The organism is Pseudomonas sp. NFPP02, assembly GCF_900119355.1.
Lineage (GTDB): Bacteria > Pseudomonadota > Gammaproteobacteria > Pseudomonadales > Pseudomonadaceae > Aquipseudomonas > Aquipseudomonas paracarnis.
The window spans coordinates 266,426-290,337 of record NZ_FPJI01000001.1 but is presented as its reverse complement, the minus strand read 5'-3'; the positions used below and the strand labels follow the sequence as shown (position 1 = coordinate 290,337).

The 23,912-nt window shown below is 62.3% G+C and carries 20 protein-coding genes; 14 read left to right on the top strand and 6 right to left on the bottom strand.

The window, feature by feature from the left end; all coding sequences use genetic code 11:
• The first annotated feature begins 4 nt into the window (after positions 1-4).
• Both ilvA and BT204_RS01325 read left to right on the top strand, forming a co-directional pair.
• Positions 5-1,519, top strand: coding sequence for a threonine ammonia-lyase, biosynthetic (gene ilvA / locus BT204_RS01330; protein WP_034128978.1), 1,515 nt, complete (start codon positions 5-7; stop codon positions 1,517-1,519).
• Between the two features lie 40 nt (positions 1,520-1,559).
• Positions 1,560-1,973 (top strand): DUF2269 family protein, encoded by a 414-nt coding sequence (locus BT204_RS01325; RefSeq protein ID WP_054917042.1) that lies wholly within the window; start codon positions 1,560-1,562, stop codon positions 1,971-1,973.
• A 105-nt stretch (positions 1,974-2,078) separates the two neighbouring features.
• Here BT204_RS01325 and BT204_RS01320 read toward each other — a convergent pair whose 3' ends face one another.
• The gene (locus BT204_RS01320) at positions 2,079-2,735 is read right to left on the bottom strand and encodes a histidinol-phosphatase (protein ID WP_054895972.1); all 657 of its coding nucleotides are present in this window, start codon (positions 2,733-2,735) and stop codon (positions 2,079-2,081) included.
• A gap of 143 nt (positions 2,736-2,878) precedes the next feature.
• Here BT204_RS01320 and BT204_RS01315 point away from each other — a divergent pair, with 143 nt between their 5' ends.
• A complete protein-coding gene (locus BT204_RS01315; RefSeq protein WP_003176750.1) occupies positions 2,879-3,358 on the top strand; it encodes an RNA pyrophosphohydrolase in 480 nt (159 codons plus the stop codon).
• 22 nt (positions 3,359-3,380) lie between these two features.
• Positions 3,381-5,660, top strand: a complete 2,280-nt coding sequence (gene ptsP / locus BT204_RS01310; protein WP_072445603.1) for a phosphoenolpyruvate--protein phosphotransferase — start codon at positions 3,381-3,383, stop codon at positions 5,658-5,660.
• 230 nt (positions 5,661-5,890) lie between these two features.
• Here the strand turns inward: ptsP and BT204_RS01305 are convergent, their stop codons facing one another.
• The gene (locus BT204_RS01305) at positions 5,891-6,637 is read right to left on the bottom strand and encodes an NRDE family protein (RefSeq protein ID WP_072445602.1); all 747 of its coding nucleotides are present in this window, start codon (positions 6,635-6,637) and stop codon (positions 5,891-5,893) included.
• 216 nt (positions 6,638-6,853) lie between these two features.
• Here BT204_RS01305 and lgt point away from each other — a divergent pair, with 216 nt between their 5' ends.
• Together lgt and BT204_RS01295 are read left to right on the top strand one after the other, a co-directional pair.
• The gene (lgt, locus tag BT204_RS01300; RefSeq protein ID WP_003195189.1) at positions 6,854-7,666 is read left to right on the top strand and encodes a prolipoprotein diacylglyceryl transferase; all 813 of its coding nucleotides are present in this window, start codon (positions 6,854-6,856) and stop codon (positions 7,664-7,666) included.
• Positions 7,667-7,717: 51 nt separating this feature from the next.
• The gene (locus BT204_RS01295; RefSeq protein ID WP_014720362.1) at positions 7,718-8,551 is read left to right on the top strand and encodes a thymidylate synthase; all 834 of its coding nucleotides are present in this window, start codon (positions 7,718-7,720) and stop codon (positions 8,549-8,551) included.
• 130 nt (positions 8,552-8,681) lie between these two features.
• Here BT204_RS01295 and cadR read toward each other — a convergent pair whose 3' ends face one another.
• Positions 8,682-9,122 (bottom strand): Cd(II)/Pb(II)-responsive transcriptional regulator, encoded by a 441-nt coding sequence (gene cadR, locus BT204_RS01290; protein WP_003195185.1) that lies wholly within the window; start codon positions 9,120-9,122, stop codon positions 8,682-8,684.
• 85 nt (positions 9,123-9,207) lie between these two features.
• Here cadR and BT204_RS01285 point away from each other — a divergent pair, with 85 nt between their 5' ends.
• The 6 genes from BT204_RS01285 to BT204_RS01260 all read left to right on the top strand — a co-directional run bounded on the left by BT204_RS01285 (position 9,208) and on the right by BT204_RS01260 (position 17,678).
• Entirely contained in the window at positions 9,208-11,520 is a 2,313-nt protein-coding gene (locus BT204_RS01285) for a heavy metal translocating P-type ATPase (RefSeq protein WP_072445601.1), read from the top strand.
• Positions 11,521-11,536: 16 nt separating this feature from the next.
• Positions 11,537-12,400: a LysR family transcriptional regulator gene (locus BT204_RS01280; RefSeq protein ID WP_034128973.1), complete on the top strand. Its 864-nt coding sequence runs from the start codon at positions 11,537-11,539 to the stop codon at positions 12,398-12,400.
• Between the two features lie 212 nt (positions 12,401-12,612).
• Positions 12,613-13,677 carry a putative 2-aminoethylphosphonate ABC transporter ATP-binding protein gene (locus BT204_RS01275; RefSeq protein WP_003195180.1) on the top strand — a complete coding sequence of 355 codons (1,065 nt, stop codon included), beginning with the start codon at positions 12,613-12,615 and terminating at the stop codon, positions 13,675-13,677.
• 1 nt (position 13,678) lies between these two features.
• Positions 13,679-15,391: a putative 2-aminoethylphosphonate ABC transporter permease subunit gene (locus BT204_RS01270; protein WP_054898685.1), complete on the top strand. Its 1,713-nt coding sequence runs from the start codon at positions 13,679-13,681 to the stop codon at positions 15,389-15,391.
• A gap of 22 nt (positions 15,392-15,413) precedes the next feature.
• Positions 15,414-16,427 carry a putative 2-aminoethylphosphonate ABC transporter substrate-binding protein gene (locus BT204_RS01265; protein WP_057976441.1) on the top strand — a complete coding sequence of 338 codons (1,014 nt, stop codon included), beginning with the start codon at positions 15,414-15,416 and terminating at the stop codon, positions 16,425-16,427.
• Between the two features lie 123 nt (positions 16,428-16,550).
• Positions 16,551-17,678 (top strand): TIGR03364 family FAD-dependent oxidoreductase, encoded by a 1,128-nt coding sequence (locus tag BT204_RS01260; protein ID WP_054917032.1) that lies wholly within the window; start codon positions 16,551-16,553, stop codon positions 17,676-17,678.
• Positions 17,679-17,707: 29 nt separating this feature from the next.
• Here BT204_RS01260 and BT204_RS01255 read toward each other — a convergent pair whose 3' ends face one another.
• Positions 17,708-19,075 (bottom strand): DUF3482 domain-containing protein, encoded by a 1,368-nt coding sequence (locus BT204_RS01255; RefSeq protein ID WP_034128968.1) that lies wholly within the window; start codon positions 19,073-19,075, stop codon positions 17,708-17,710.
• Complete coding sequence (locus tag BT204_RS01250) at positions 19,068-20,447, bottom strand: DUF2868 domain-containing protein (RefSeq protein ID WP_072445600.1); 1,380 nt, start codon at positions 20,445-20,447, stop codon at positions 19,068-19,070. Before BT204_RS01250 ends, BT204_RS01255 begins: the two co-directional genes overlap by 8 nt.
• Positions 20,448-20,516: 69 nt before the next feature.
• On the opposite strand from BT204_RS01250, the gene BT204_RS01245 reads away from it, so the two are divergent.
• Entirely contained in the window at positions 20,517-21,029 is a 513-nt protein-coding gene (locus BT204_RS01245; protein ID WP_054898689.1) for a dihydrofolate reductase, read from the top strand.
• Between the two features lie 112 nt (positions 21,030-21,141).
• Here the strand turns inward: BT204_RS01245 and BT204_RS01240 are convergent, their stop codons facing one another.
• A complete protein-coding gene (locus BT204_RS01240) occupies positions 21,142-22,533 on the bottom strand; it encodes an L-cystine transporter (protein ID WP_054898690.1) in 1,392 nt (463 codons plus the stop codon).
• A 242-nt stretch (positions 22,534-22,775) separates the two neighbouring features.
• Here BT204_RS01240 and BT204_RS01235 point away from each other — a divergent pair, with 242 nt between their 5' ends.
• Positions 22,776-23,837 (top strand): HAD family hydrolase, encoded by a 1,062-nt coding sequence (locus BT204_RS01235; RefSeq protein ID WP_072445599.1) that lies wholly within the window; start codon positions 22,776-22,778, stop codon positions 23,835-23,837.
• Positions 23,838-23,912 lie beyond the last annotated feature (75 nt).

Here is a 23,912-nt window from a genome sequence, read left to right as displayed (position 1 = left end):
GCCGATGCTTGAACACTACGTCAAAAAAATCCTCACCTCGCGTGTTTACGACATCGCCGTGGAAACCCCCTTGCAGACTGCCCGCCAGCTCTCCGAGCGGCTGGGTAACAAGATTTGGCTCAAGCGCGAAGACTTGCAGCCGGTGTTCTCGTTCAAGATTCGCGGCGCCTACAACAAGCTGACCCAGCTCAGTGCCGAAGAACGTGCGCGCGGCGTCGTCACCGCGTCGGCCGGCAACCATGCCCAGGGCCTGGCCCTGGCGGCCAAGGTGCTGGGGGTCAAGGCCACCATCGTGATGCCCAAGACCACCCCGGAGATCAAGGTCGAAGGCGTGCGCTCCCGTGGCGGCAAAGTGGTGCTGCACGGTGATTCCTTCCCGGAAGCCCTGGCCTACTCGCTCAAGCTGGTCGACGAAAAAGGCTACGTGTACATCCACCCCTACGATGATCCGCACACCATTGCCGGGCAGGGCACCGTGGCGATGGAAATCCTGCGCCAGCACCCAGGGCCTCTGGACGCGATTTTCGTACCGGTGGGCGGCGGCGGTCTGATCGCCGGGATTGCGGCGTACGTGAAATACCTGCGCCCGGAGATCAAGATCATCGGCGTGGAGCCGGACGATTCCAACTGCCTGCAAGCCGCCATGGCGGCGGGCGAGCGCGTGGTATTGCCGACCGTCGGCCTCTTTGCCGACGGCGTGGCAGTGGCGCAGATCGGCCAGCACACCTTCGACATCTGCAAGGACTATGTGGATGAAGTGATCACCGTCAGCACCGATGAAATCTGTGCGGCGATCAAGGACATCTACGACGACACCCGCTCCATCACCGAGCCGGCGGGTGCGCTGGGCGTGGCCGGGATCAAAAAGTACGTCGAGACCCGCGGTGTCAGCGGCCAGACCTTTGTCGCCATCGACTCGGGCGCCAACGTCAACTTCGACCGTTTGCGCCATGTGGCCGAGCGCGCCGAACTCGGTGAAGGTCGTGAGGCCATTATCGCCGTGACCATCCCCGAGCGGCCGGGCAGCTTCAAGGCCTTCTGCGAGGCGGTGGGCAAGCGCCAGATCACCGAATTCAATTACCGCTACCACTCCGGCAGCGAAGCGCACATTTTCGTCGGCGTGCAGACCCACCCGGAGAACGACCCGCGCAGCGCGTTGGTGGCCAGTTTGACCAGCCAGGGTTTCCCGGTGCTGGACCTTACCGAGAACGAACTGGCCAAGTTGCACATTCGCCATATGGTCGGCGGGCATGCGGCCAAAGTCAGCGACGAGCTGGTGTTTCGTTTCGAGTTTCCGGAGCGGCCGGGGGCGTTGTTCAACTTTCTCCACAAGCTCGGCGGGCGCTGGAACATCTCGATGTTCCACTACCGCAACCACGGCGCGGCTGACGGCCGAGTGGTGGCGGGCTTGCAAGTACCGGCGGACGAGCGCCACCTGGTGCCTGCCGCGCTGGCGCAAATCGGTTACCCGTACTGGGATGAAAGCGAAAACCCGGCTTACCAGCTGTTCCTCGGTTGAGCGACTACGCTGACTGAGCGGCCTATAAGGAATAGAGACCATGGAAACGCTGACTACCCTCAAGGTGATCCACATCACCGCCACCGTATTGCTGCTGCTCAGCGGCCTCGGCCTGGCCGTATTGGCGTGGCGTAAACGCAGCGCCGGCCCGGCCGCGACCGTGCAGCGCCCCTGGGCATTTATATGGCTGCTGATGGGGATTTGCCTGGTGAGCATGCCCTTCACCGGCTGGTGGCTGGTGCACCTGCTCGGCTGGCCATTGGGGCAAACCTGGATCTTGGGCTCCAGCATCCTCTACACCGTGGCGGCGCTGGCCTGGTTCTGGCTGGTGGCGCGGCTCAATCGGCTGCGCAAGGGCGAGGGCGGGAGCCTGAATTTCACCCTGGTGCTGGCGGTGGTCAGCCTGGTGGGGTTTGTGGCGATTGCAGGGCTCATGGGCGCCAAGCCTGTTTGAAACCGCGTCGCCTTCATCGCAGGCAAGCCAGCTCCCACACTTGACCGGATTCCAACATGAGAACAGGGTCAAAATGTGGGAGCTGGCTTGCCTGCGATAGCGTTGTCAGCTGCGCAGCGTAATCACCGGCCAACCCCGTTTCTGGGCCTCAGCACGAAGATTCGGATCCGGATCCACTGCCACCGGGTGCGTCACCTGCTCCAGCAACGGCAAATCATTCATCGAATCGCTGTAGAAGTAGCTGTCTTCCAGGCTATGCCCGGTTTCTTCCAACCAGCGGTTCAAACGCGTCACCTTGCCCTCGCGAAAGCACGGCACATCGGTGCTGCGCCCGGTATAACGGCCATCCACCATTTCGCACTCGGTGGCGATCAGAGTCTCGACGCCCAGGCGGGCGGCAATTGGCGCGGTGACGAAGCGGTTGGTGGCGGTGATGATCACCAGCTTGTCACCGGCGGCGCGGTGCTTGGCCAGCAGTTCAACGGCCTTGGGAAGCATGATGGGCTCGATGCAGTCGCGCATGTAGTCGTTGTGCCACGCGTCCAGCTGGGCCATCTCGGTGCGGCCGAGGATTTCCAGGCAGAAGTTCAAGTAGGCGGCGTTATCCAGCCGGCCGGCCAGGTAGTCCTGGTAGAACTCGTCGTTGCGGGCCTTGTAGGCTACCGCGTCGAGAATCCCGCGTTCACACAGGTAATCGCCCCAGGCGTGATCGCTGTCACCGCCCAGAAGGGTATTGTCCAAGTCGAATAAAGCCAGGCGCATTGCAGTTACTCGCTGAAAAGTCTGTAAAAAGGCGTCCAGAATACGGTCTTTTCACAAGAGTGCACATAAGGTAAGAAGCCTCGTTGCCGCTGGAACAACCTTTGTGGAACAATGCGGCGACATGCGTTTGCGAGGTTGTTGCCGTGATCGACCCCGATGGTTTCCGTCCTAATGTCGGCATTATTCTGACGAATGATGCCGGACAGGTGCTATGGGCTCGCCGAATCAACCAAGATGCCTGGCAGTTTCCTCAAGGTGGAATCAACCCCGACGAAACCCCTGAAGACGCCTTGTACCGTGAGTTGAACGAAGAAGTCGGCCTTGAGCGCGAAGATGTGCAAATTCTGGCCTGTACCCGTGGCTGGTTGCGCTATCGTTTGCCGCAACGCCTGGTGCGTACCCACAGCCAACCGCTGTGCATCGGCCAGAAGCAGAAATGGTTTCTTTTGCGCCTGATCTCCAACGAGCAGCGGGTGCGGATGGATTTGACCGGTAAACCGGAGTTCGATGGCTGGCGCTGGGTCAGCTATTGGTACCCGTTGGGCCAGGTGGTGACATTCAAGCGCGAGGTTTACCGCCGCGCTCTCAAAGAGCTTGCCCCGCGCCTTTTAGCGCGCGACTGACGACGGAGTTCGACCCCGAGCCATGCTCAATACGCTGCGCAAGATCGTCCAGGAAGTTAACTCCGCCAAGGATCTCAAGGCGGCGTTGGGGATTATTGTGTTGCGCGTCAAGGAAGCCATGGGCAGCCAAGTCTGCTCGGTTTACCTGCTGGACCCCGAGACCAACCGTTTTGTGCTGATGGCCACGGAGGGCTTGAACAAGCGCTCCATCGGCAAGGTCAGCATGGCGCCCAATGAAGGTCTGGTGGGCCTGGTGGGGACGCGTGAAGAACCCCTCAACCTCGAAAATGCGGCCGACCACCCGCGTTATCGCTACTTTGCCGAAACCGGTGAAGAGCGCTACGCCTCGTTCCTCGGTGCGCCGATCATCCACCACCGCCGCGTTGTCGGCGTGTTGGTCATTCAGCAAAAAGAACGCCGCCAGTTCGATGAAGGTGAAGAAGCCTTCCTCGTGACCATGAGCGCGCAGCTGGCTGGGGTTATCGCCCACGCCGAAGCCACCGGCTCGATCCGCGGCCTTGGGCGCCAGGGCAAGGGTATCCAGGAAGCCAAGTTCGTCGGCGTCCCCGGTTCACCGGGCGCAGCGGTGGGTACGGCGGTGGTCATGCTGCCGCCGGCCGATCTCGATGTGGTGCCGGACAAGACCGTCCACGACATCGAAGCCGAAATTAAACTGTTCAAGACTGCCCTGGAAGGCGTGCGCGCCGACATGCGCAACCTGTCGAACAAGCTGGCTACCCAGCTGCGCCCCGAAGAGCGCGCGCTGTTCGACGTGTACCAGATGATGCTCGACGACGCGTCCCTGGGTAACGAAGTCAAGACCGTGATCAAGACCGGCCAGTGGGCCCAGGGCGCGTTGCGCCAGGTGGTCACCGATCACGTCAACCGTTTCGAAATGATGGACGACGCCTACCTGCGTGAGCGGGCTTCGGATGTGCGCGACCTCGGCCGCCGCCTGCTGGCGTACCTGCAGGAAGACCGCAGCACCAACATGGTCTTCCCCGATAACACCATCCTGGTCAGTGAAGAATTGACCGCCACCCAGCTTGGCGAAGTGCCTGAAGGCAAGCTGGTAGGCCTGGTCTCGGTATTGGGTTCGGGTAACTCCCACGTGGCGATCCTGGCCCGGGCCATGGGTATCCCGACGGTGATGGGCCTGGTGGACCTGCCGTATTCCAAGGTCGATGGCATCGACATGATCGTCGACGGGCATCGCGGCGAGGTGTTCACCAACCCCAGCGACGTGCTGCGCAAGCAATACGCCGAGGTGGTGGAAGAAGAGAAGCAACTGGCCCAGGGCCTGGATTCGCTGCGCGAGCTGCCGTGTGTCACCCCCGACGGCCACCGCGTACCGCTGCTGGTCAACACCGGCCTGCTGGCGGATGTAGCTCGTGCGCAACAACGCGGCGCCGAAGGGGTGGGTCTGTACCGCACCGAAGTGCCGTTCATGATCAACCAGCGTTTCCCGAGCGAGAAGGAGCAGCTGGCGATTTATCGCGAGCAATTGCAAGCCTTCCACCCGTTACCGGTGACGATGCGCAGCCTGGATATTGGCGGCGACAAGTCACTGTCCTATTTCCCGATCAAGGAAGACAACCCCTTCCTTGGCTGGCGTGGCATCCGCGTTACCCTCGACCATCCCGAAATCTTCCTCGTCCAGACCCGCGCCATGCTCAAGGCCAGCGAGGGCTTGAACAACCTGCGTATCCTGCTGCCGATGATCTCCGGCACCCATGAACTGGAAGAAGCCCTGCACCTGATCCACCGCGCCTGGGGCGAAGTGCGCGACGAAGGCGCCGATGTGCCGATGCCGCCGATTGGCGTGATGATCGAAATCCCTGCGGCGGTGTACCAGGCCAAGGAACTGGCGCGGCAGGTGGACTTCCTGTCGGTAGGCTCCAACGACCTGACCCAGTACCTGCTGGCCGTGGACCGTAACAACCCACGTGTGGCCGACCTCTACGACTACCTGCACCCGGCGGTGCTGCAAGCGCTGCAACACGTGGTGCGCGACGCCCATGCCGAAGGCAAGCCGGTGAGTATCTGCGGCGAAATGGCCGGTGACCCGGCGGCGGCGGTGCTGTTGATGGCGATGGGCTTTGACAGCCTGTCGATGAACGCCACCAACTTGCCGAAAGTGAAGTGGATGCTACGCCAGGTGGAATTGAGCAGGGCCAAGGATTTGCTCGCCGAGTTGATGACCATCGACAACCCGCAAGTTATCCACAGCTCGCTGCAATTGGCGCTGAAAAACCTGGGGTTGACCCGGATGATCAACCCGGCCTCGGCCAAAACCCTGTAGAAGCGAGCTTCTAGCAGATCGTTCCCGCGCTCTGCGTGGGAATGCAGCCCTGGACGCTCCGCGTCGGCTTTTAGAGCGTGACGCAGAGCGTCACAAGAGGCGTTCCCACGCAGAGCGTGGGAACGATCAAAGACCGAGGCGCCTTCATCGCAGGCAAGCCAGCTCCCACCTGTGGAATGCATTCCCCTGTGGGAGCTGGCTTGCCTGCGATAGCGGTGGTCCAAGCAGCGCTAAAACATCAGGTCCACCTCACCCAGCCGCCCCCCGTGCGGGCCAAAGCTGCGCTCCAGCATCCGCCGCGTCCCATCGGCATTCACGATCAGCGCCGTGCTCGCCCGTGTCCCATAACTAGGGCTGGCGATAAACACGCTCGACAGCAGGCTTTCGGTCGCCAGGCCTACGCCGGTGTCCGGCAACTCAGCAAACGGGGCAGTCTGCGGGTCGCTGAGAATTCCCAGCAGTGCCTCAGGCTCGGGGTTTTCCAGCACGGCGCTGAACGCTGCTTTGGTATTCACCAGCTTCGGCCATGGCGTATCCAGCCCGGCATTGGATAACCCGTACACCCCAGCCTTCAACCGCGTAGCCTCGGTGTCATTGGCGTTGTAGTGCCACAGCTCATCCCGCGTGCCCACCAGCAGGTTGAACCCGGCATATTCAATCGAGCGGCCATTCACATCGGCCAAATAATCGTCGATCGGCAGCGAACCGCTGAGAAACCGCGCAACCAGTTCGCCGCGAGACTTGCGTGCCGGTGGCTGGTGCGGGTCGCGGATGTTGGTCAAGGCGGCAAAGCGCCCATCCGCGTTCATCCCCAGCCAGGTGCCCCCGGCCTCCTGATCGCGACCGGCATAGACCTGGGGCGCATCCGCCCACTGGGCTAGCGGCAGGCTGGGGCGGGCGTAGAATTCATCGCGGTTGGCCGCAACGATCAGCGGTTGGGCATGGCCCGGTCGCCAGGCGAAAACAATCAGGCACATCGGGTGACCCCTTTTGTGTTTTTGCCACTCTACCCACAGACGTGCAGGCGTTCCATCGTAACGAAGTTGGGCCGCGCACCTTCCATCCGTTAACATGCCGGGTTATTTGGCGTGTATGTGAACTTCTTAATTTGATCTCGCCGCTGTAACGCAGGCTTAATCGCACATCGGCATGGTCCGGTGCGTCATGACTAAATGTTTTAACGAGGAGTCGCAATGCTGCCTTACCCGCAGATCGACCCGGTGGCCCTGGCCATCGGTCCGCTGAAAATCCATTGGTACGGGTTGATGTACCTGATCGGCATCGGCGGTGCCTGGCTGCTGGCTTCCCGGCGCCTGAACCGTTTCGACCCGACCTGGACCAAGGAGAAGCTCTCCGACATGGTGTTCTGGATGTCGATGGGCGTGATCGTCGGCGGGCGCCTGGGGTATGTGCTGTTCTACGACCTGTCTGCGTATCTCGCCAACCCGACCCTGATCTTCGAAGTATGGAAGGGCGGCATGGCGTTCCACGGCGGGTTTATCGGCGTGATGATCGCCGCCTGGTGGTTTGGCCGGCGCAATGGCAAGTCGTTCTTCCAGCTGATGGACTTCGTCGCCCCCTTCGTGCCGATCGGCCTGGGGGCCGGGCGCATTGGTAACTTTATCAACGCCGAGCTGTGGGGCAAGCCGACCGACGTGCCGTGGGCGATGGTGTTCCCGCCGTTCAGCGACCCGGCGCAACTGCCGCGCCACCCGTCGCAGCTGTACCAGTTCGCATTGGAAGGTGTGGCGCTGTTCCTTATTCTCTATATCTTCTCGCGCAAGCCACGCCCAACCATGGCCGTGTCGGGCATGTTCGCGCTGTTCTACGGGATTTTCCGCTTTATCGTCGAATTCGTACGGGTACCGGATGCGCAGTTGGGCTACCTGGCGTGGGGCTGGCTGACCATGGGTCAGGTGCTTAGCCTGCCGATGATCCTGGCGGGCCTGGGCATGCTGTGGTGGGCGTACAATCGCCCGCAGCCGCTGAAGAACGCCGCGCTTTAAATTCGAATGCCAAGACCAGGAGGTCTTGGCTTCAACGATACGGGTAAAAACATGAAGCAATATCTCGAACTGCTGCAGGACGTCGTGACCAATGGCCTGACCAAGGGCGACCGCACGGGCACCGGTACCAAGGCTGTGTTTGCGCGTCAGTATCGGCATAACCTGGCCGACGGCTTCCCGCTGCTGACCACCAAGAAGTTGCACTTCAAAAGCATCGCCAACGAACTGATCTGGATGTTGAGCGGCAACACCAACATCAAGTGGCTCAACGAAAATGGCGTGAAGATTTGGGATGAGTGGGCCACCGAAGACGGCGACCTGGGCCCCGTGTACGGCGAGCAGTGGACGGCCTGGCCGACCAAGGACGGCGGCACGATCAACCAGATCGACTACATGGTGCACACGCTCAAGACCAACCCCAACAGCCGTCGCATCCTGTTCCACGGCTGGAACGTCGAATACCTGCCGGACGAAACCCAGAGCCCGCAGGAAAACGCGCGTAACGGCAAGCAAGCCCTGCCGCCGTGCCATTTGCTGTACCAGGCGTTCGTGCATGACGGCCATCTGTCGATGCAGCTGTATATCCGCAGCTCCGACGTATTCCTGGGGCTGCCGTACAACACTGCCGCGCTGGCGTTGCTGACCCACATGCTGGCCCAGCAGTGCGACCTGATCCCTCACGAGATCATCGTCACCACGGGCGACACCCACGCCTACAGCAACCACATGGAACAGATCCAGACCCAGTTGGCGCGTACGCCGAAAAAACTGCCGGAACTGGTGATCAAGCGTAAGCCTGCGTCGATCTACGACTATAAGTTCGAAGACTTCGAAATCGTGGGTTACGACGCCGACCCAAGTATCAAGGCCGACGTGGCGATCTAAAGCCCTATTCGGTGAAAAACTGTGGGAGCTGGCTTGCCTGCGATAGCGCAGTGTCAGGCGACATTAATGTCGCTGGTCCACCGCCATCGCAGGCAAGCCAGCTCCCACATGGGTTTGGTGTTCACCTGAGTTAATGGCCGTGGCTTCTGCCCACATGCGAAGGCTCGGCCTCGCTGGCCGCAATCCCGCCGCTGACTTCCAACTGCTGCAAGATCCCGCACTGGTTCCCACCGCCGCAACGTTGGCGCAGGTCCAGCAGTTGCTCCTGCAAGGCCAACAATCCATCGATCCGCGCTTTCACATGATGGATATGTTCGTCGATCAACGCATTCACGCTTTCGCACTGGTCCTGGGGGCTGTCGCGCAGCCCCAGCAGGCTGCGGATTTCTTCGAGGGTCATGTCCAGGCTGCGGCAGTTGCGGATAAAGGTCAGCCGTTCGGTATGCGCCTGGGTGTATACGCGGTAGTTGCCGTCGGTGCGTGCCGGGGGCGGCAGCAGGTTTTCCTTCTCGTAATAACGGATGGTTTCCACCGGGCAATCGGTGAGTTTGGCCAGTTCGCCGATCTTCATCGCAGCAATCTCCAAATGGGCGCTTGACCCTATAGTGGCTACAGGGTCTTTACTTGGCAACAGGCACCTTTACGGACGCGACCTGATGAGCCACTCCATTCATACCCCGCACAAGCACGACCACAAGCATGATCACGATCACGGTCATGACCACGGTCACGCTCATGACCACGGCCATGATCACAAACATGACCATGGGCCCGCCAAACTCACGCCTGTGGATAACCACGGCCATTCCGGCTCCTGCTGCTCCGGCGCTGCCGGGCCTGCCATCGTGACCTTGAGTGAAGCGCCCACCGCCGGCTCGCGCCTGAGCACCTTCCGCATCGAAGCCATGGATTGCCCTACCGAGCAGACGCTGATCCAGAACAAGCTGGGCAAGCTCGCTGGCGTGCAGCAACTGGAATTCAACCTGATCAACCGCATCCTCGGCGTCACCCATGACCTGCCGAACACGGCGCCGATCATTGAGGCAATCAAGTCCATCGGCATGCAGGCCGACCCTATCGAAGAAGGCAGCCCCGCTGCCGCGCCGCCCGCCAAGAAACATTGGTGGCCGCTGGCGGTGTCGGGCGTGGGTGCCCTGGGGGCAGAGGTGTTGCACTTCACTGGTGTGGCCCCCACCTGGGTAATCGCGCTGGTGGCGTTGGTGTCGATTCTCAGCGGCGGCCTTACCACCTACAAGAAGGGCTGGATTGCCCTGAAGAACTTCAACCTCAATATCAATGCCTTGATGAGCATCGCGGTGACGGGCGCGATCCTGATTGGCCAGTGGCCGGAAGCGGCGATGGTGATGTTCCTGTTCACCGTGGCCGAGTTGATTGAGGCCAAGTCCCTGGACCGGGCGCGCAACGCCATCAGCGGCCTGATGCAGATGACCCCGGAACAGGCCACGGTACGCCAGGCCGATGGTTCCTGGCTGGAACAAGAGGTCAAGAGCATTGATCTTGGCGCGATTGTCCGAGTAAAACCCGGCGAGCGCATCGGGCTCGACGGTGAAGTCACGGCCGGCCAGTCCACCATCGACCAGGCACCGATCACCGGGGAAAGCCTGCCGATTGAAAAGACCGTGGGCGATAAGGTGTTTGCCGGCACCATCAACCAGGCCGGTTCCCTGGAGTACAAGGTCACCGCCGCGGCCAACAACTCCACGCTGGCGCGGATCATCCACGCGGTGGAACAGGCTCAAGGCGCACGCGCCCCGACCCAGCGCTTTGTCGACAGTTTCTCCAAGGTCTACACCCCGGCTGTCTTCCTGTTTGCCCTCGGTGTGGCGGTGATTCCGCCGCTGTTCATGGCGGGCGTGTGGTTTGACTGGATCTACCGCGCCCTCGTGCTGCTGGTGGTGGCCTGCCCTTGTGCCTTGGTGATCTCTACTCCGGTGACCATCGTCAGCGGCCTGGCAGCAGCGGCGCGCAAAGGCATCCTGATCAAGGGCGGCGTGTACCTGGAGGGCGGCTACAAGCTCGACTACCTGGCCCTCGACAAGACCGGAACCATCACCCACGGCAAACCGGTGCAAACCGACTACCTGCCGCTGTTCCCGAACATCGAAGACAGCGCGCCGGCCCTGGCGGCCAGCTTGGCATCGCGTTCCGATCACCCGGTGTCCCTGGCGATTGCCAACGCGGCTGTGGATAAAAACCTGTCGACTCACGCTGTGGATAACTTCGAGGCCCTGGCCGGGCGCGGTGTGCGCGGCGACATCAACGGCCAGACCTATCACCTGGGCAACCACCGCCTGGTGGAAGATCTGGGCTTGTGCTCAGAGGCGTTGGAAGAAAAACTCTTCGCCCTGGAAAAACAAGGTAAGTCCGTCGTGCTGCTGCTGGACAAGTCCGGCCCCCTGGCGCTGTTTGCCGTGGCCGACACGGTCAAGGAGAGCAGCCGCGAAGCCATTCAGCAGTTGCACGACCTGGGCATCAAGACCCTGATGCTCACCGGCGACAACACCCACACTGCCAAGGCCATTGCGGCCCAGGTGGGCATCGACCAGGCCCAGGGCGACCTGTTGCCCACCGACAAGCTGCAAGCCATCGAAACCCTCTACGGCCAGGGCCATCGGGTGGGCATGGTGGGTGATGGCATCAACGACGCCCCGGCCCTGGCCCGTGCCGAGATCGGCTTTGCGATGGCCGCGGCGGGCACTGACACTGCTATCGAGACCGCCGACGTGGCGCTGATGGACGATGATTTGCGCAAGATTCCGGCTTTCATTCGGTTGTCGCGGCAAACGTCGAGTATCCTCAAGCAGAACATCGCCCTGGCGCTGGTGATCAAGGCGATCTTCCTGGCCGTCACGTTCATGGGCATGGCGACCATGTGGATGGCGGTCTTCGCCGACATGGGCGTGAGCCTGCTGGTGGTGTTCAATGGCCTGCGCCTGGTGCGCAAATAGAGGATGAGAGGGTGGTGTGCTGAGTGCTGAGTTAAAGGCGTTTTTCATGGTCGCCCGCCTGGGCAGCATTACCCAGGCGGCGAAGAAACTCGGCTTGAGCCAGCCCACGGTGACCACCCAGATTCGCAACCTGGAAAGCCACTACGGCGTCGAGTTGTTCTACCGTGGCGGCCGCCGCCTCACCGTCAGCGACGAAGGCGCGCGGCTATTGCCGATGGTCAAAGCGCTGTTGCAGCAGGAAGCGGATATCGAGTTTTTCCTGCGCAACAACGGCCAGGTCCAGGGTGCGCTGAGAATTGCCGCAACGGCGCCGTATTACATCCTCGATCTGGTCAAAGCCTTTCGCGAGCGCCTGCCCCAGGTGGACGTGTCGGTGGAAATCGGCAACTCCCAGCAGGTGCTTGAGGCGCTGGACGATTACCGCGTCGATGTCGCGGCCTCATCGCAATTGCTGGAAGACGCCCGGCTGATCCGCCGCGTGCTGGGCACCGACCCGCTGGTGCTGGCGGTGCACCGCAATCACCCGTTGGCCAAGCTCGATCACGTAACGTTGAGCGCGCTAGTCGGGCATACCTTGCTGATGCGTGAAGCGGGCTCCACTACCCGCAGGCTGACGGAAGAGATGTTGAAGAATGCGGGCGTCGGATATGGGCCGTTGTTGGAGATTGGCAGCCGTGAGTCGATTCGCGAGGCGGTGCTGCGCAATATCGGCATCAGCATCATCGCCCGCCAGGAAGTGCCCCATGACCCGCAGTTGCGCGTGCTGACCATCGAGAATGCACCGCAGATTCCGGAGTATCTGTATTGCCTCAAGGAGCGCAAAGGAGCGCGCCTGCCGGCGGCGTTCCTTGGCCTGGCTCAGGAAATGTCACCCCTCTGATCGTTCCGACGCTCCGCGTGGGAACGCCGCCCAGGACGCTCCGCGTCCGTGACGCGGAGCGTCACTAGAGACATTCCCACGCAGAGCGTGGGAACGATCATGAGTCCTACACAAATCCACCAATACCACTATCACCCCGTTTTGCCTTCCTGCCACACCAGCTACGCATTCCCTCCCTAGCATGGCCTTCATCCGTTCGATGAGGTGCCACCATGCACACAGCCCTGACCCAACCCGGCGCACCGATGAAAGTGCGCGCAATCCAGAAACGCTTTGGCGCCTTCACCGCGCTGGACAACGTTTCCCTGGACGTCGCCGCCGGCGAGCTGGTGTGCCTGCTGGGCCCTTCCGGCTGTGGCAAGACCACACTGCTGCGCTGCATCGCCGGCCTGGAGCGCCAGGACAGCGGTGAGCTTTACCTGGGCGAGCGGGACGTGTCCCTGCTGCCACCCCAGGCGCGGGACTACGGCATCCTGTTCCAGTCCTATGCGTTGTTTCCCAACCTCAGCGTTGAAGCGAACATCGGCTACGGCCTCACCGGCAGCGGCCGCGATGAAGTGCGCAAGCGGGTCGCGCAGATGCTTGAGCTGGTGGGCCTGGTGGGCAGCGAAAAGAAGTACCCCGGCCAACTCTCCGGCGGCCAGCAACAGCGCGTCGCCCTGGCCCGCGCACTGGCGCCGGCGCCGTCGTTATTGCTGTTGGATGAGCCGATGTCGGCCCTCGATGCCCGCGTGCGTGAGCACCTGTGCACCGAGCTGCGTCAACTGCAGCGGCGCCTGGGCATCACCACCTTGATGGTGACGCACAACCAGGACGAAGCCATGTTGATGGCCGACCGCATCGCCGTGATGAACAACGGCAAGGTCGAGCAGTACGCCACGCCCCAGGAAATCTACGACCGCCCGGCCACGCCGTTCGTGGCAGAGTTTGTCGGCCAGGGCAACTGGTTGCCGTTCAGCCGTAACAGCGCCAGCCATGCTCAGGTGGGTGGGTTGAACATGCGCCTGGCTGAGGACGCCGGTGTCGCCCAGTCCGGCCGCTTGTTCTGCCGCCCGGAAGCCATTTGCGTCAACCCACCGGTGCATGAAGAAAACCTGTTCCCGGCCAAGGTTCGCGAGATCACCTTTCTCGGCAACCGCTGCCGCATGAGCTTTGAGCTGGAACAATTGCCGGGCCATCCGTTGCTGGCTGAACTGGCGCCGGAAGCGATGCCGCGCCTGGGCGCCCAGGACATCTGGGTGGCGTTGCCGCCGCGCAGCCTGCAGGTGTTTGCCTGAGATGGGGGCTGTGATGACATTGCCGGTACCGCGCCAGGTGTCCCGCGCCGAGTGGGGCGACCGCCTCTTCGTGGTCGGCGGCAAGTGGCTCTGGCTGGGCCTGTTAGTGGTGGCGGTGCTGTTGCCGCTGTTGGCGATCTTCTGGCGCGGCTTCAGCAGCGAAGCCGGGCAGGGCGGTGGCCTGGTAGCCGCTCGCGAACTGCTGAGCAGCGCCAACTTTCACTGGTTGCTGGGCAATAGCCTGAAAGTTTCCCTCAGCGTGGCGGCCATCGTCGTGCCGCTGGCCTACTTGTTTGCCTATGCCCTGCAACGCACGCTGATCCCCGGCAAGTCCATCTGGCGCGGCCTGTCATTGCTGCCATTGATGGCGCCGTCGATGCTGCCAGGTATTGCCCTGGTTTATCTGTTCGGCAACCAGGGCCTGCTGCGAGGTTTGTTCTCGGAGAATATCTACGGTTTCTGGGGCATTGTGCTCGGTGAGGTGATCTACACCTTTCCCCATGCCTTGATGATTTTGCTGTCGGCGTTGTCCTTGGCGGATGCACGCTTGTTTGACGCTGCTTCGAGCATGGGCGCCAGCCCGGCACGGGCGTTTCGCAGCATTACCTGGCCAGCCACGCGCCAGGCGGTGTTCGCCGCTTTCTGCCTGGTGTTCACCCTGACCATCACCGACTTCGGAGTACCGGTGGTGGTGGGCGGCGATTATCAGGTGCTGGCGCTGGAAGCCTACAAGGCGGTGGTGGGCCAGCAACAGTTCGGTCGCGGCGCGTTGATCGGCATGGTGTTGCTGCTGCCGGCGCTGTTCAGCTTTGGCGTGGATGCGTGGTTGCGCCGTCGGCATGGCGACGCGATGAGCGGCCGCGCCCAGGTGTTCCAGCCAGCGCCATCGCGGCTGCGCGACGGGTGCTACCTGGCCGTCGTGCTGCTGATTTGCGCGGCGTTGCTGCTGGTGTTCGGCATGGCGGTGTACTCCTCGCTGGTGAAATTCTGGCCGTACAACCTGTCGCTGTCGCTCAACCACTACCAATTCGAAGACACCGCCGGCGGCGGCTGGCTGGCCTATCGCAACAGCCTGACCATGGCGCTGTGCACGGCGTTGATCGGCAGCGTGCTGATTTTCACCGGTGCCTACCTGATGGAAAAGACCAAGGGCCAGAAGAACCTCAACCTGGCGCTGCGCATGCTCAGCTTCGTGCCGATGGCCGTGCCGGGCCTGGTCCTGGGGCTGGGCTACGTGTTCTTCTTCAACCTCAACGGCAACCCGTTGCATGTGTTGTACGGCAGCATGGCGTTGCTGGTGGTGTGCACCATTGCGCACTACCTGACCACCGCGCAGATGACTGCAACCACCGCCTTGCGCCAGTTGGACGCCGAGTTCGAAGCCGCCGCGTTGTCCCTCAAGGCACCGTTGTACCGCCATTATCTGCGCGTCACGGTGCCGATCTGTCTGCCGGCGCTGCTCGACATCCTGCGCTACCTGTTTGTCTCGGCGATGACCACCGTCTCCGCCGCGATCTTCCTCTACAGCCCCGACACCATCCTCGCCGCGGTCGCGGTGCTGAACATGGACGACGCCGGCAATGTGGGCGGCGCGGCGGCCATGTCGACCCTGATCCTGTTCACCTCGGCCAGCGTCTCGCTGCTGCTGGCGTGGGCTTCACGTGGCGCGCTGCGCCGCTCCCAAGCCTGGCGCCAGCGCGCACCTGGCCAATAAACATCCCTGAAGGAGGTGCTCCATGTTCAAGCCCCTGGCGCTGGTCGCTGCAGTCCTCACGGCATTCAGTCTGAATGCCTTCGCCAAGACCGAGTTGACCGTGTACACGGCCCTTGAAGCCGAGCAATTGAAGACCTACAAAAAAGCTTTCGAACAGGCCAATCCCGACGTCGAGATCAAGTGGGTGCGCGACTCCACCGGCATCATCACCGCCAAACTGCTGGCGGAGAAAGACCGCCCCCAGGCTGACGTGGTGTGGGGCCTGGCCGCCTCCAGCCTGGCGATCCTCGATCAGCAAGGCATGCTCGACAACTACGCGCCCAAGGACTTGGACAAGATCGGTAAAAACTACCGCGACGCCGCCAACCCTCCGGCCTGGGTGGGCATGGACGTGTGGGCCGCCACCCTCTGCTTCAACACCGTCGAAGCCGAGAAGCAGGGCCTCACCAAACCGGTGAGCTGGCAGGACCTGACCAAGCCCGAATACAAGGGCAAGATCGTGATGCCTAACCCGGCGTCTTCAGGCACCGGCTTCCTGGATGTCAGCGCCTGGCTCCAGACCTTCGGCGAGAAGCAAGGCTGGCTGTACATGGACGACCTGCACCGGAACATCGGCCAGTACGTTCACTCCGGCTCCAAGCCGTGCAAGCTGGCGGCGTCCGGTGAGTTCCCGATAGGCATTTCCTTCGAATACCCGGCGGTTCAGCTCAAACGCCAGGGCGCGCCGCTGGAGATCATCCTGCCCAAAGAGGGCCTGGGCTGGGAGATCGAAGCCACCGCTGTGATCAAGGGCACTGCCCATGCCGACGCGGCGAAAAAACTCGCCGACTTCTCTGCCAGCACCGCGGCGATGGACCTGTACAAGGAAAACTTCGCCGTGCTCGCGCAACCGGGTATCGCCAAGCCGCAGACCGAATTGCCGGCGGACTATGAGCAACGGTTGATCAAGAACGACTTTGTCTGGGCTTCCAGGAACCGTGACAGCATCCTGGCCGAATGGCGTAAGCGTTATGACGGTAAGTCGGAAAAACAGTAACCGATCGTTCCCACGCTCCGCGTGGTAACGCCGCTCTGGACGCTCCGCGTCCGCTTTTAAAGGTCGTGACGCGGAGCGTCACCGGATGAATTCCCACGCGGAGCGCGGGAACCAGAGGACAGTATGAGTAGTGATCTGTTAGTCGTCGGCGCCGGCATCCTCGGCCTCTCCCACGCCTATGCCGCCGCCAGGCGCGGCCTCAAGGTCAAGGTGTTCGAGCGCAGCGCCACGCCATTGGGCGCCTCAGTGCGCAACTTCGGCCAGGCACTGGTCACCGGTCAACCACCAGGGCCAATGCTGGACCTAGCGCGGGAAAGCCGCGAAATCTGGGGCCAGTGGGCGCAAGCGGCGGGCCTGGCGCTCAAGCGCAATGGCTCCTACCTGTTCGCCCGCACCGAAGCCGAAGAACATCTGCTCGAAGCCTTCTGCGCCGGGCGCGCGCGGGAGCACGGCTACAACGTCGAGCTGCTGCAGGGCGCTGCCATGAACGACCTGTACGCCGGCCAGTTCCGCCATCACCGCGCCGCCCTGCATGGCAAGGATGACCAGCAGTTGTACTCCCGCGAGGCGATCCCGGCGCTGATCCATTACCTGAGCCAGCACTTGCACGTGGAGTTTCACTTCTCCACGCTGGTACGTGACGTAGAGCCGGGCCAACTGCACAGCACGGCCGGCAGCTTTCGCGGGGAGCAGATCGTTGTCTGTTCAGGCCACGACTATCAGACCCTGCTGGCCGAATCCATCGCCCCGCTCAACCCGCACACCTGCCGCCTGCAAATGCTGCGTGCGCGGCCGGTGCTTAATCTGAACCTGCAACACGCGCTGCTCACCGGCTTGAGTTGCGTGCATTACGGCGCTTTCGCCGACCTGCCGGAAGCCGCTGTGGTCCAGGCGCAGATTCTGCGCGAAACGCCACATCTGCAGGAACACGGCATTCACCTACTGATCAGCCCCACGCCCCATGGCGAACTGATCATCGGCGACTCCCACCATTACGACAGCGACCCGTCGCCCTTCAATGCCGAGCAGATCGATGACTGGATGATCGAGCTGGCGCAGCAGACCCTGGGGTGCAACATCCAGGTGGTCGAGCGCTGGCAAGGCGTCTACGGCGCTCGCGGCCCCGGGCCGTTTTCGTTTGTGCAGGCGGCACCTGGCGTCAGCGCTGCCTTGATGCACACCGGCGTAGGGATGAGCGTGGGGCCGGCCATGGCCGAGCGCAATATCCGCAGGTTATGGGGAGAAGCGTGATGAACCCGGAACAGGCAGGCATTGGCGGTTCAGGTCTGGTCCAGGCGTTGGGCCAGGGCTTCAACCTGCTCCTGGCGCTCGGCCTGGCTTAGTTTCGCGTGAGGGTTGAGGGATGACCATTGCGGATAGGCGCGGGCTTTGTTCAAGGCGTCGGGCAGTTTGCCCTCGCGCCAGGTTTTGTCCTGGGGCGTATCGACCTTGATGCTGTGCATTGCCGCATGGCCGCGCAGGTTCAGGGCCTTGAGCAACTGGCGCTGACGCAGGGCTAGCAGGCGCAGCACGCTGTCGTCGACGGTCAGCTCGCGCTGGCCCTTGATCTTGCCGAGCAGGCGACTGCCGTAGCTGCGTGCGGTTTGCAGGGCGCCACCGGCGATAGCGCCTGCCAGGGCCGCGGCGCCAAGGGTCAGGCCGCCGACCAGTAGATCCACGCCAGCACCGGCAGCGGCTCCGGCAGCTATCCCGCCGCCGACCCGCACGCCAAGTTGCTTGAGGGTTTCGGGGTTGAACAAGTCATCGCCCCAGCGACCGTCGAGCAGCGGCAGGTCGCTGGCCGCCGCGTCCTGTGGGCGAAAGCCGAACAGTTTGAGCAGGGCTTCAACGCACTTTTGTTCGCGTTGGCGCACGGCCTTGCGTAAGTCGCTGACGGCTTGGGGCTCATTCTCGGTTGTCACACTGCGACGGCAGGCCGCGCAGTCGATCAACAGTTCGGCGATCAAGCGGGCGGCGCTTTGCTGGCGAGCCTGGCGCTGGGCTTCTTGATCGAGGATCAGGCGTTCCAACTGCGGCCGTGAGTTTTCCAGCAGCAGGGCCAGGCTTTCATACAGCCGGCGTTCGCCGTCTTCGGGCGGTGCCACGCTGTCGAAACGCACCAGCGCATGCAGGCCGAGGCGGGCCAGGGCTTCGCGCCAGTCCGGTTCGCGGTGGTCGCTGCTGCTGACAAAGTTGAGCACCGGCAACAACGGCTTGCCGCAACTGGCCAGCACTTGCAGTTCGTCGCGGTACTTGGCCAGCACCGGCTCGCGAGCGTCGATCACGTACAGGCCGGCATCGGAGGCCAGCAACTGGCGCAGCACCTTGGCTTCCTGTTCGAAACGCTGGCGCGCCTCGCTGCCTTCCAGGAAACGCGCCAGCCGCGCAGGGCCATCCAGGCGTTCGCCGGGGCGGTCGAGGCGTTCCAGGTAATCGAGCAGGGCGATGGCGTCTTCCAGGCCGGGAGTGTCGTACAGCTCCAGCAAAGCTTCGCCATCTACCGATAGGCGTGCACCTTCCACGTGCCGCGTGGTGCTGGGGCGATGGGACACTTCGCCAAAGCCGACATCGCGGGTGAGGGTGCGCAACAATGAGGTTTTGCCCACGTTGGTATGGCCGACCACGGCGAGTTTCAGCGGTTTAGTCATGACCTGTCTCCAGCCAAGTGAGCGGCGCGCAATCGGCAAACGACACTTCAAGCTGTTGCAACGCGGCATGCCAGTCGCCCAGGCGCTCGGCGTCCAGCGCCTGGCCCGGTGGTGCCTGCAGCAGCCATACGCGAGTGTCGGTGGCGCTGCGTGCCAGCTCGGCGATCAGTGCCAGGCTGCCACGGTCGGGCGAGCGGCGCGGGTCACAGGCGATGGCCAGGCGCGCGGGTGGGAAACGGCTGAGTTGCTCCAGCAGTTTGTTGCGTGATTCGCGGCTGTCGAGGATGCCGGCGTTCTTGACGTTGGCAGGCAGTTTGGGGGGCCAAGGGTGTTGGTCGTCGAGTTCGATGGCGACCAGCAAGGCGCCATCACTCTCCAGCTCACTTGCGCCGCCGCTGATCGAGTGCAGGTGATCGGGCGCCACATCGTTGACCCCCAGGCGCTCGCTGCTGGGCATCAGGCGTTCGCGCAGTTGGGCGTAGCCGGGGAGGTTGAGGTCCGGGTGCAACGCTGCGCGCCCGCGTTTCCATCGCCACAGGCACAGCAAGGCAAGGATCAACCGCGGCAGCAGACCGTAGACCAGCAACACGCCCACCAGCCAGGCCGCCCAGGCCTGGCGGGCGCTTTCGATATTCAGCGCGGAGTCGCCGCTGGCGCGGATCATCTCCACGGTGGGCACATTGAAACCGAGCAGAGCCGGGAGTGTGCCGAGGGCCTGGGTCACGGCGACAAAGGTATCGGCGCCGAGAATGGTGGTTTCCCACACAAACCCATAGCGGCGGGTGGCGAGCAGAGTCAGTAGGATCACCAGGGCGCTGAGCAAGGCCAGCAACCACAAGCTGTTGACCAGCACACCCACCGCCCAGCGATTGAGTTTTTGCCGTTGCAGCAACAGCAACAACGCCGGGGCCAGTTGCGCGGCCTTGGCGTCACGGGCCAGTTTCTCGCTGAGCCACAACCACAGCCGGCCAAGGCTGGCGCTGTGTTCGCCGGCAAACAACAGGCCCAGGGCCCAACTGATCAGCAAGATCAGGTTCAGGCCGAGCAGGCTGCCCAAGGCCCAGAACACATTCACCGGGGCCAGGCCATTACCCAGCGCGGCGAACGCCAAACCGGCGCCGCTGATGACGGCGACCGCCGCCAGTAACAACAGCGCCAGGCGTGCGCCTTGCAGCCAGCGGCTGAGCGCGGCGGCCAAACCATCGCGCTCGGCCAGGTGCAGCGCACGCTGCTGGATGCGCGTGGCCAGGTCGCCCCCGGCGGTGCGGGCCAAGCGGTTGGCTTCCAGGTCTTCCAGGGGGCCGGCGTGTTCTTCGCGCAGGCGCACGGTTTCTGTCAGCCAAAGTCTGTGCAGCGGGTTCAGTGCAGTCACGCGCCGTCCTGTCGTGTTGATGAGGTTGGAGCATAACCGCTGGCTCGCCGCTCTGGTATTCTCGTCGCCATGAAAAAAACTCTCCCTTTAAGCCTGATCGCAGCCCTCGGTGAAAACCGTGTGATCGGCGTCGACAACAGCATGCCCTGGCATTTGCCGGGGGATTTCAAATATTTCAAAGCCACCACCCTTGGCAAGCCGATCATCATGGGGCGCAAGACCTGGGACTCCCTGGGCCGACCGCTGCCGGGGCGCTTGAACCTGGTGGTCAGCCGTCAGACCGATCTTGTGCTGGAAGGTGCGGAAGTTTTTCCTTCACTGGGTGCAGCGGTCGAGCGCGCTGAGGAATGGGCCAAGGCGCAAGGCGTGGACGAGCTGATGCTGATTGGCGGCGCGCAGTTGTATGCGCAGGGGCTGGAACAGGCCGATCGCTTGTACCTGACCCGCGTGGCGCTGAGCCCGGGAGGGGATGCGTGGTTTCCGCAGTTTGATGGGAACCAGTGGAAGCTGGTGTCGAATGTCGAAAATCCGGCTGAAGGTGATAAGCCGGCCTACAACTTCGAGGTGTGGGAGCGCAACTAGTGTAGGAGCGAGCTTGCTCGCGAAGATCGTCAACGATGACGCGTGCATTCTGAATGAACGCGGCGCCCTCAGGTTCTTCGCGAGCAAGCTCGCTCCTACAGGTTATAAGCCTTTATGCCTGCGCCAGTTCGGCATGCTCATCGGCATCCAGCAACGCTTTATCCGTCTGCCCCATGATCTGGCTGGTAATCGCCCCCGCCGTCATCGAACCATTGACGTTCAACGCCGTACGGCCCATGTCGATCAGCGGCTCCACGGAAATCAACAGCGCCACCAGTGACACCGGCAAGCCCATGGCCGGCAGCACGATCAGCGCGGCAAAGGTCGCACCGCCGCCCACGCCGGCAACGCCCGCCGAACTCAAGGTCACTATCGCCACCAGGGTCGCGATCCACAGCGGATCCAACGGGTTGATGCCCACAGTCGGCGCGACCATCACCGCCAACATCGCAGGGTAAAGACCGGCACAACCGTTCTGGCCGATGGTCGCGCCAAACGAGGCGGCGAAGCCGGCGATGGATTGCGGGATGCCCAGGCGACGGGTCTGCGCTTCAATGCTCAGCGGGATGCTTGCAGCGCTGGAGCGGCTGGTGAAGGCGAAGGTCAGCACTGGCCACACCTTGCGGAAGAAGCGCAGCGGGTTGATCCCGGCCAAGGACAGCAGCAGGCCGTGCACCACGAACATCAGGCCCAGGGCCAGGTACGACACCACCACGAAACTGCCCAGCTTGATGATGTCTTGCAGGTTGGAACCGGCGACCACTTTGGTCATCAGCGCCAGCACACCGTAGGGGGTCAGCTTCATCACCAGGCGCACCAGGCGCATCACCCAGGCTTGCAGGGTGTCGATGGCGTTAAGGACTTTCTGGCCTTTTTCCACGTCGTCCTTGAGCAGTTGCAGCGCGGCAACCCCAAGGAACGCGGCGAAAATCACCACGCTGATGATCGACGTCGGCTTGGCCCGGGCCAGGTCGGCGAACGGGTTGGCCGGTACGAACGACAGCAGCAACTGCGGGATATTCAGGTCGGCAACCTTGCCCGCGTAATCACTCTGGATCACTTGCAGGCGCGCCATTTCCTGGGTGCCGGCCACCAGGCCTTCGGCAGTGAGGCCGAACAGGTTGGTCAGGCCGATGCCGATCAGGGCCGCGATGGCCGTGGTGAACAGCAGCGTGCCGATGGTCAGGAAGCTGATCTTGCCCAGGGACGAGGCGTTGTGCAGGCGCGCCACGGCACTGAGGATCGAGGCGAATACCAGCGGGATCACGATCATTTGCAGCAGCTGCACATAGCCGTTGCCGACCAGGTCAAACCAGCCGATCGAAGCTTTGAGCACCGGGTTGCCGTCGCCGTAGATCGTATGCAACGTCGCACCGAATAGCACGCCAAGCACCAGGGCGAACAGCACCTTCTTGGCGAGGCTCCAGTTAGTACGGCCAGTTTGTGCCAGGCCCAGCAACAGGGCCACGAACACCAATAAATTGAGAATCAGGGGCAGATTCATTGAAGCTCCGTTGAGAAGGCAGCCAATCGCGTGAGCCTGCGATTGCGAACCGGGAAGCCTAACAGCTTGAAATATATTGATTTAATACCAATATGGAATGGCGACTGTCGTTTTTGGAATAAGCGTTTGACGCCCAGGCGTATGCGCTTGGCGCAATCGCGACGTCAGCGGTCGCGCTCGGGCGATAAGTGTCATACGGATTTGTTAGCGTCGATGTCTTTCACTTGAGGGAGACAACGCCTATGAAGCTCGCGCCGAAACTACTGTTATCCGCCGCCTTTTGCCTCGGGCTCGCCAGCCAGGCGTTTGCCGCCACCGAGTTGAAACACTGGCCGGCACCTGCCGCCAAACAACTCAATGAAATGATCGCCGCCAACGCCAACAAGGGTAACTACGCGGTGTTCGATATGGACAACACCAGTTACCGCTACGACCTTGAAGAGTCCTTGCTGCCGTTCATGGAAAACAAGGGCCTGATCACCCGCGAAACCATGGACCCTTCGCTCAAGCTTATCCCCTTCAAAGACACCGCCGACCATAAGGAAAGTCTGTTCAGCTACTACTATCGCCTGTGCGAAGTCGACGACATGGTCTGCTACCCCTGGGTTGCGCAGATTTTTTCCGGCTTCACCCTCAAGGAACTCAAAGTGCAGGTCGACGAGCTGATGGCCTCCGGCAAGCCCGTGCCGGTCAGCTATTTCGAAGGCGACGTGGTGAAAAAATCCGAGGTACAGCCGCCGAAAGTCTTCACCGGCCAGGCCGAGCTGTACAACAAACTGATGGAAAACGGCATCGAGGTCTATGTGATGACCGCCGCGTCCGAGGAGTTGGTGCGCATGGTCGCGGCTGATCCGAAGTACGGCTACAACGTCAAACCCGAGAACGTCATCGGCGTGACCACGATGCTCAAGGACCGCAAGACCGGCGAGCTGACCACCGCACGCAAACAGATCACTGCCGGCAAGTATGACGAGAAGAGCAACCTCGGCCTGGAACTGACCCCCTACCTGTGGACCCCGGCGACCTGGATGGCCGGCAAGCACGCGGCGATCCTCACCTACATCGACGAATGGAAAAAACCAGTGATTGTCGGCGGTGACACACCGACCAGCGACGGCTACATGCTGTTCCACGATGTGGACGTGGCCAAGGGCGGCGTCCACCTGTGGATCAACCGCAAAGACAAGTACATGACCCAACTCAACGGCATGATCGCCAAGCACGCGGCGGCGCAAGCCAAGGAAGGGCTGCCGGTGACGGCGGACAAGAACTGGGTGATCGGCAAGCCGGAAGAGATCCAGTAAGACCGAGTCACCTGCATTGCAGACAAGCCAGCTTCCACCGTCGACCGCATTCTCATGTTGGGGCGCGGTCAACTG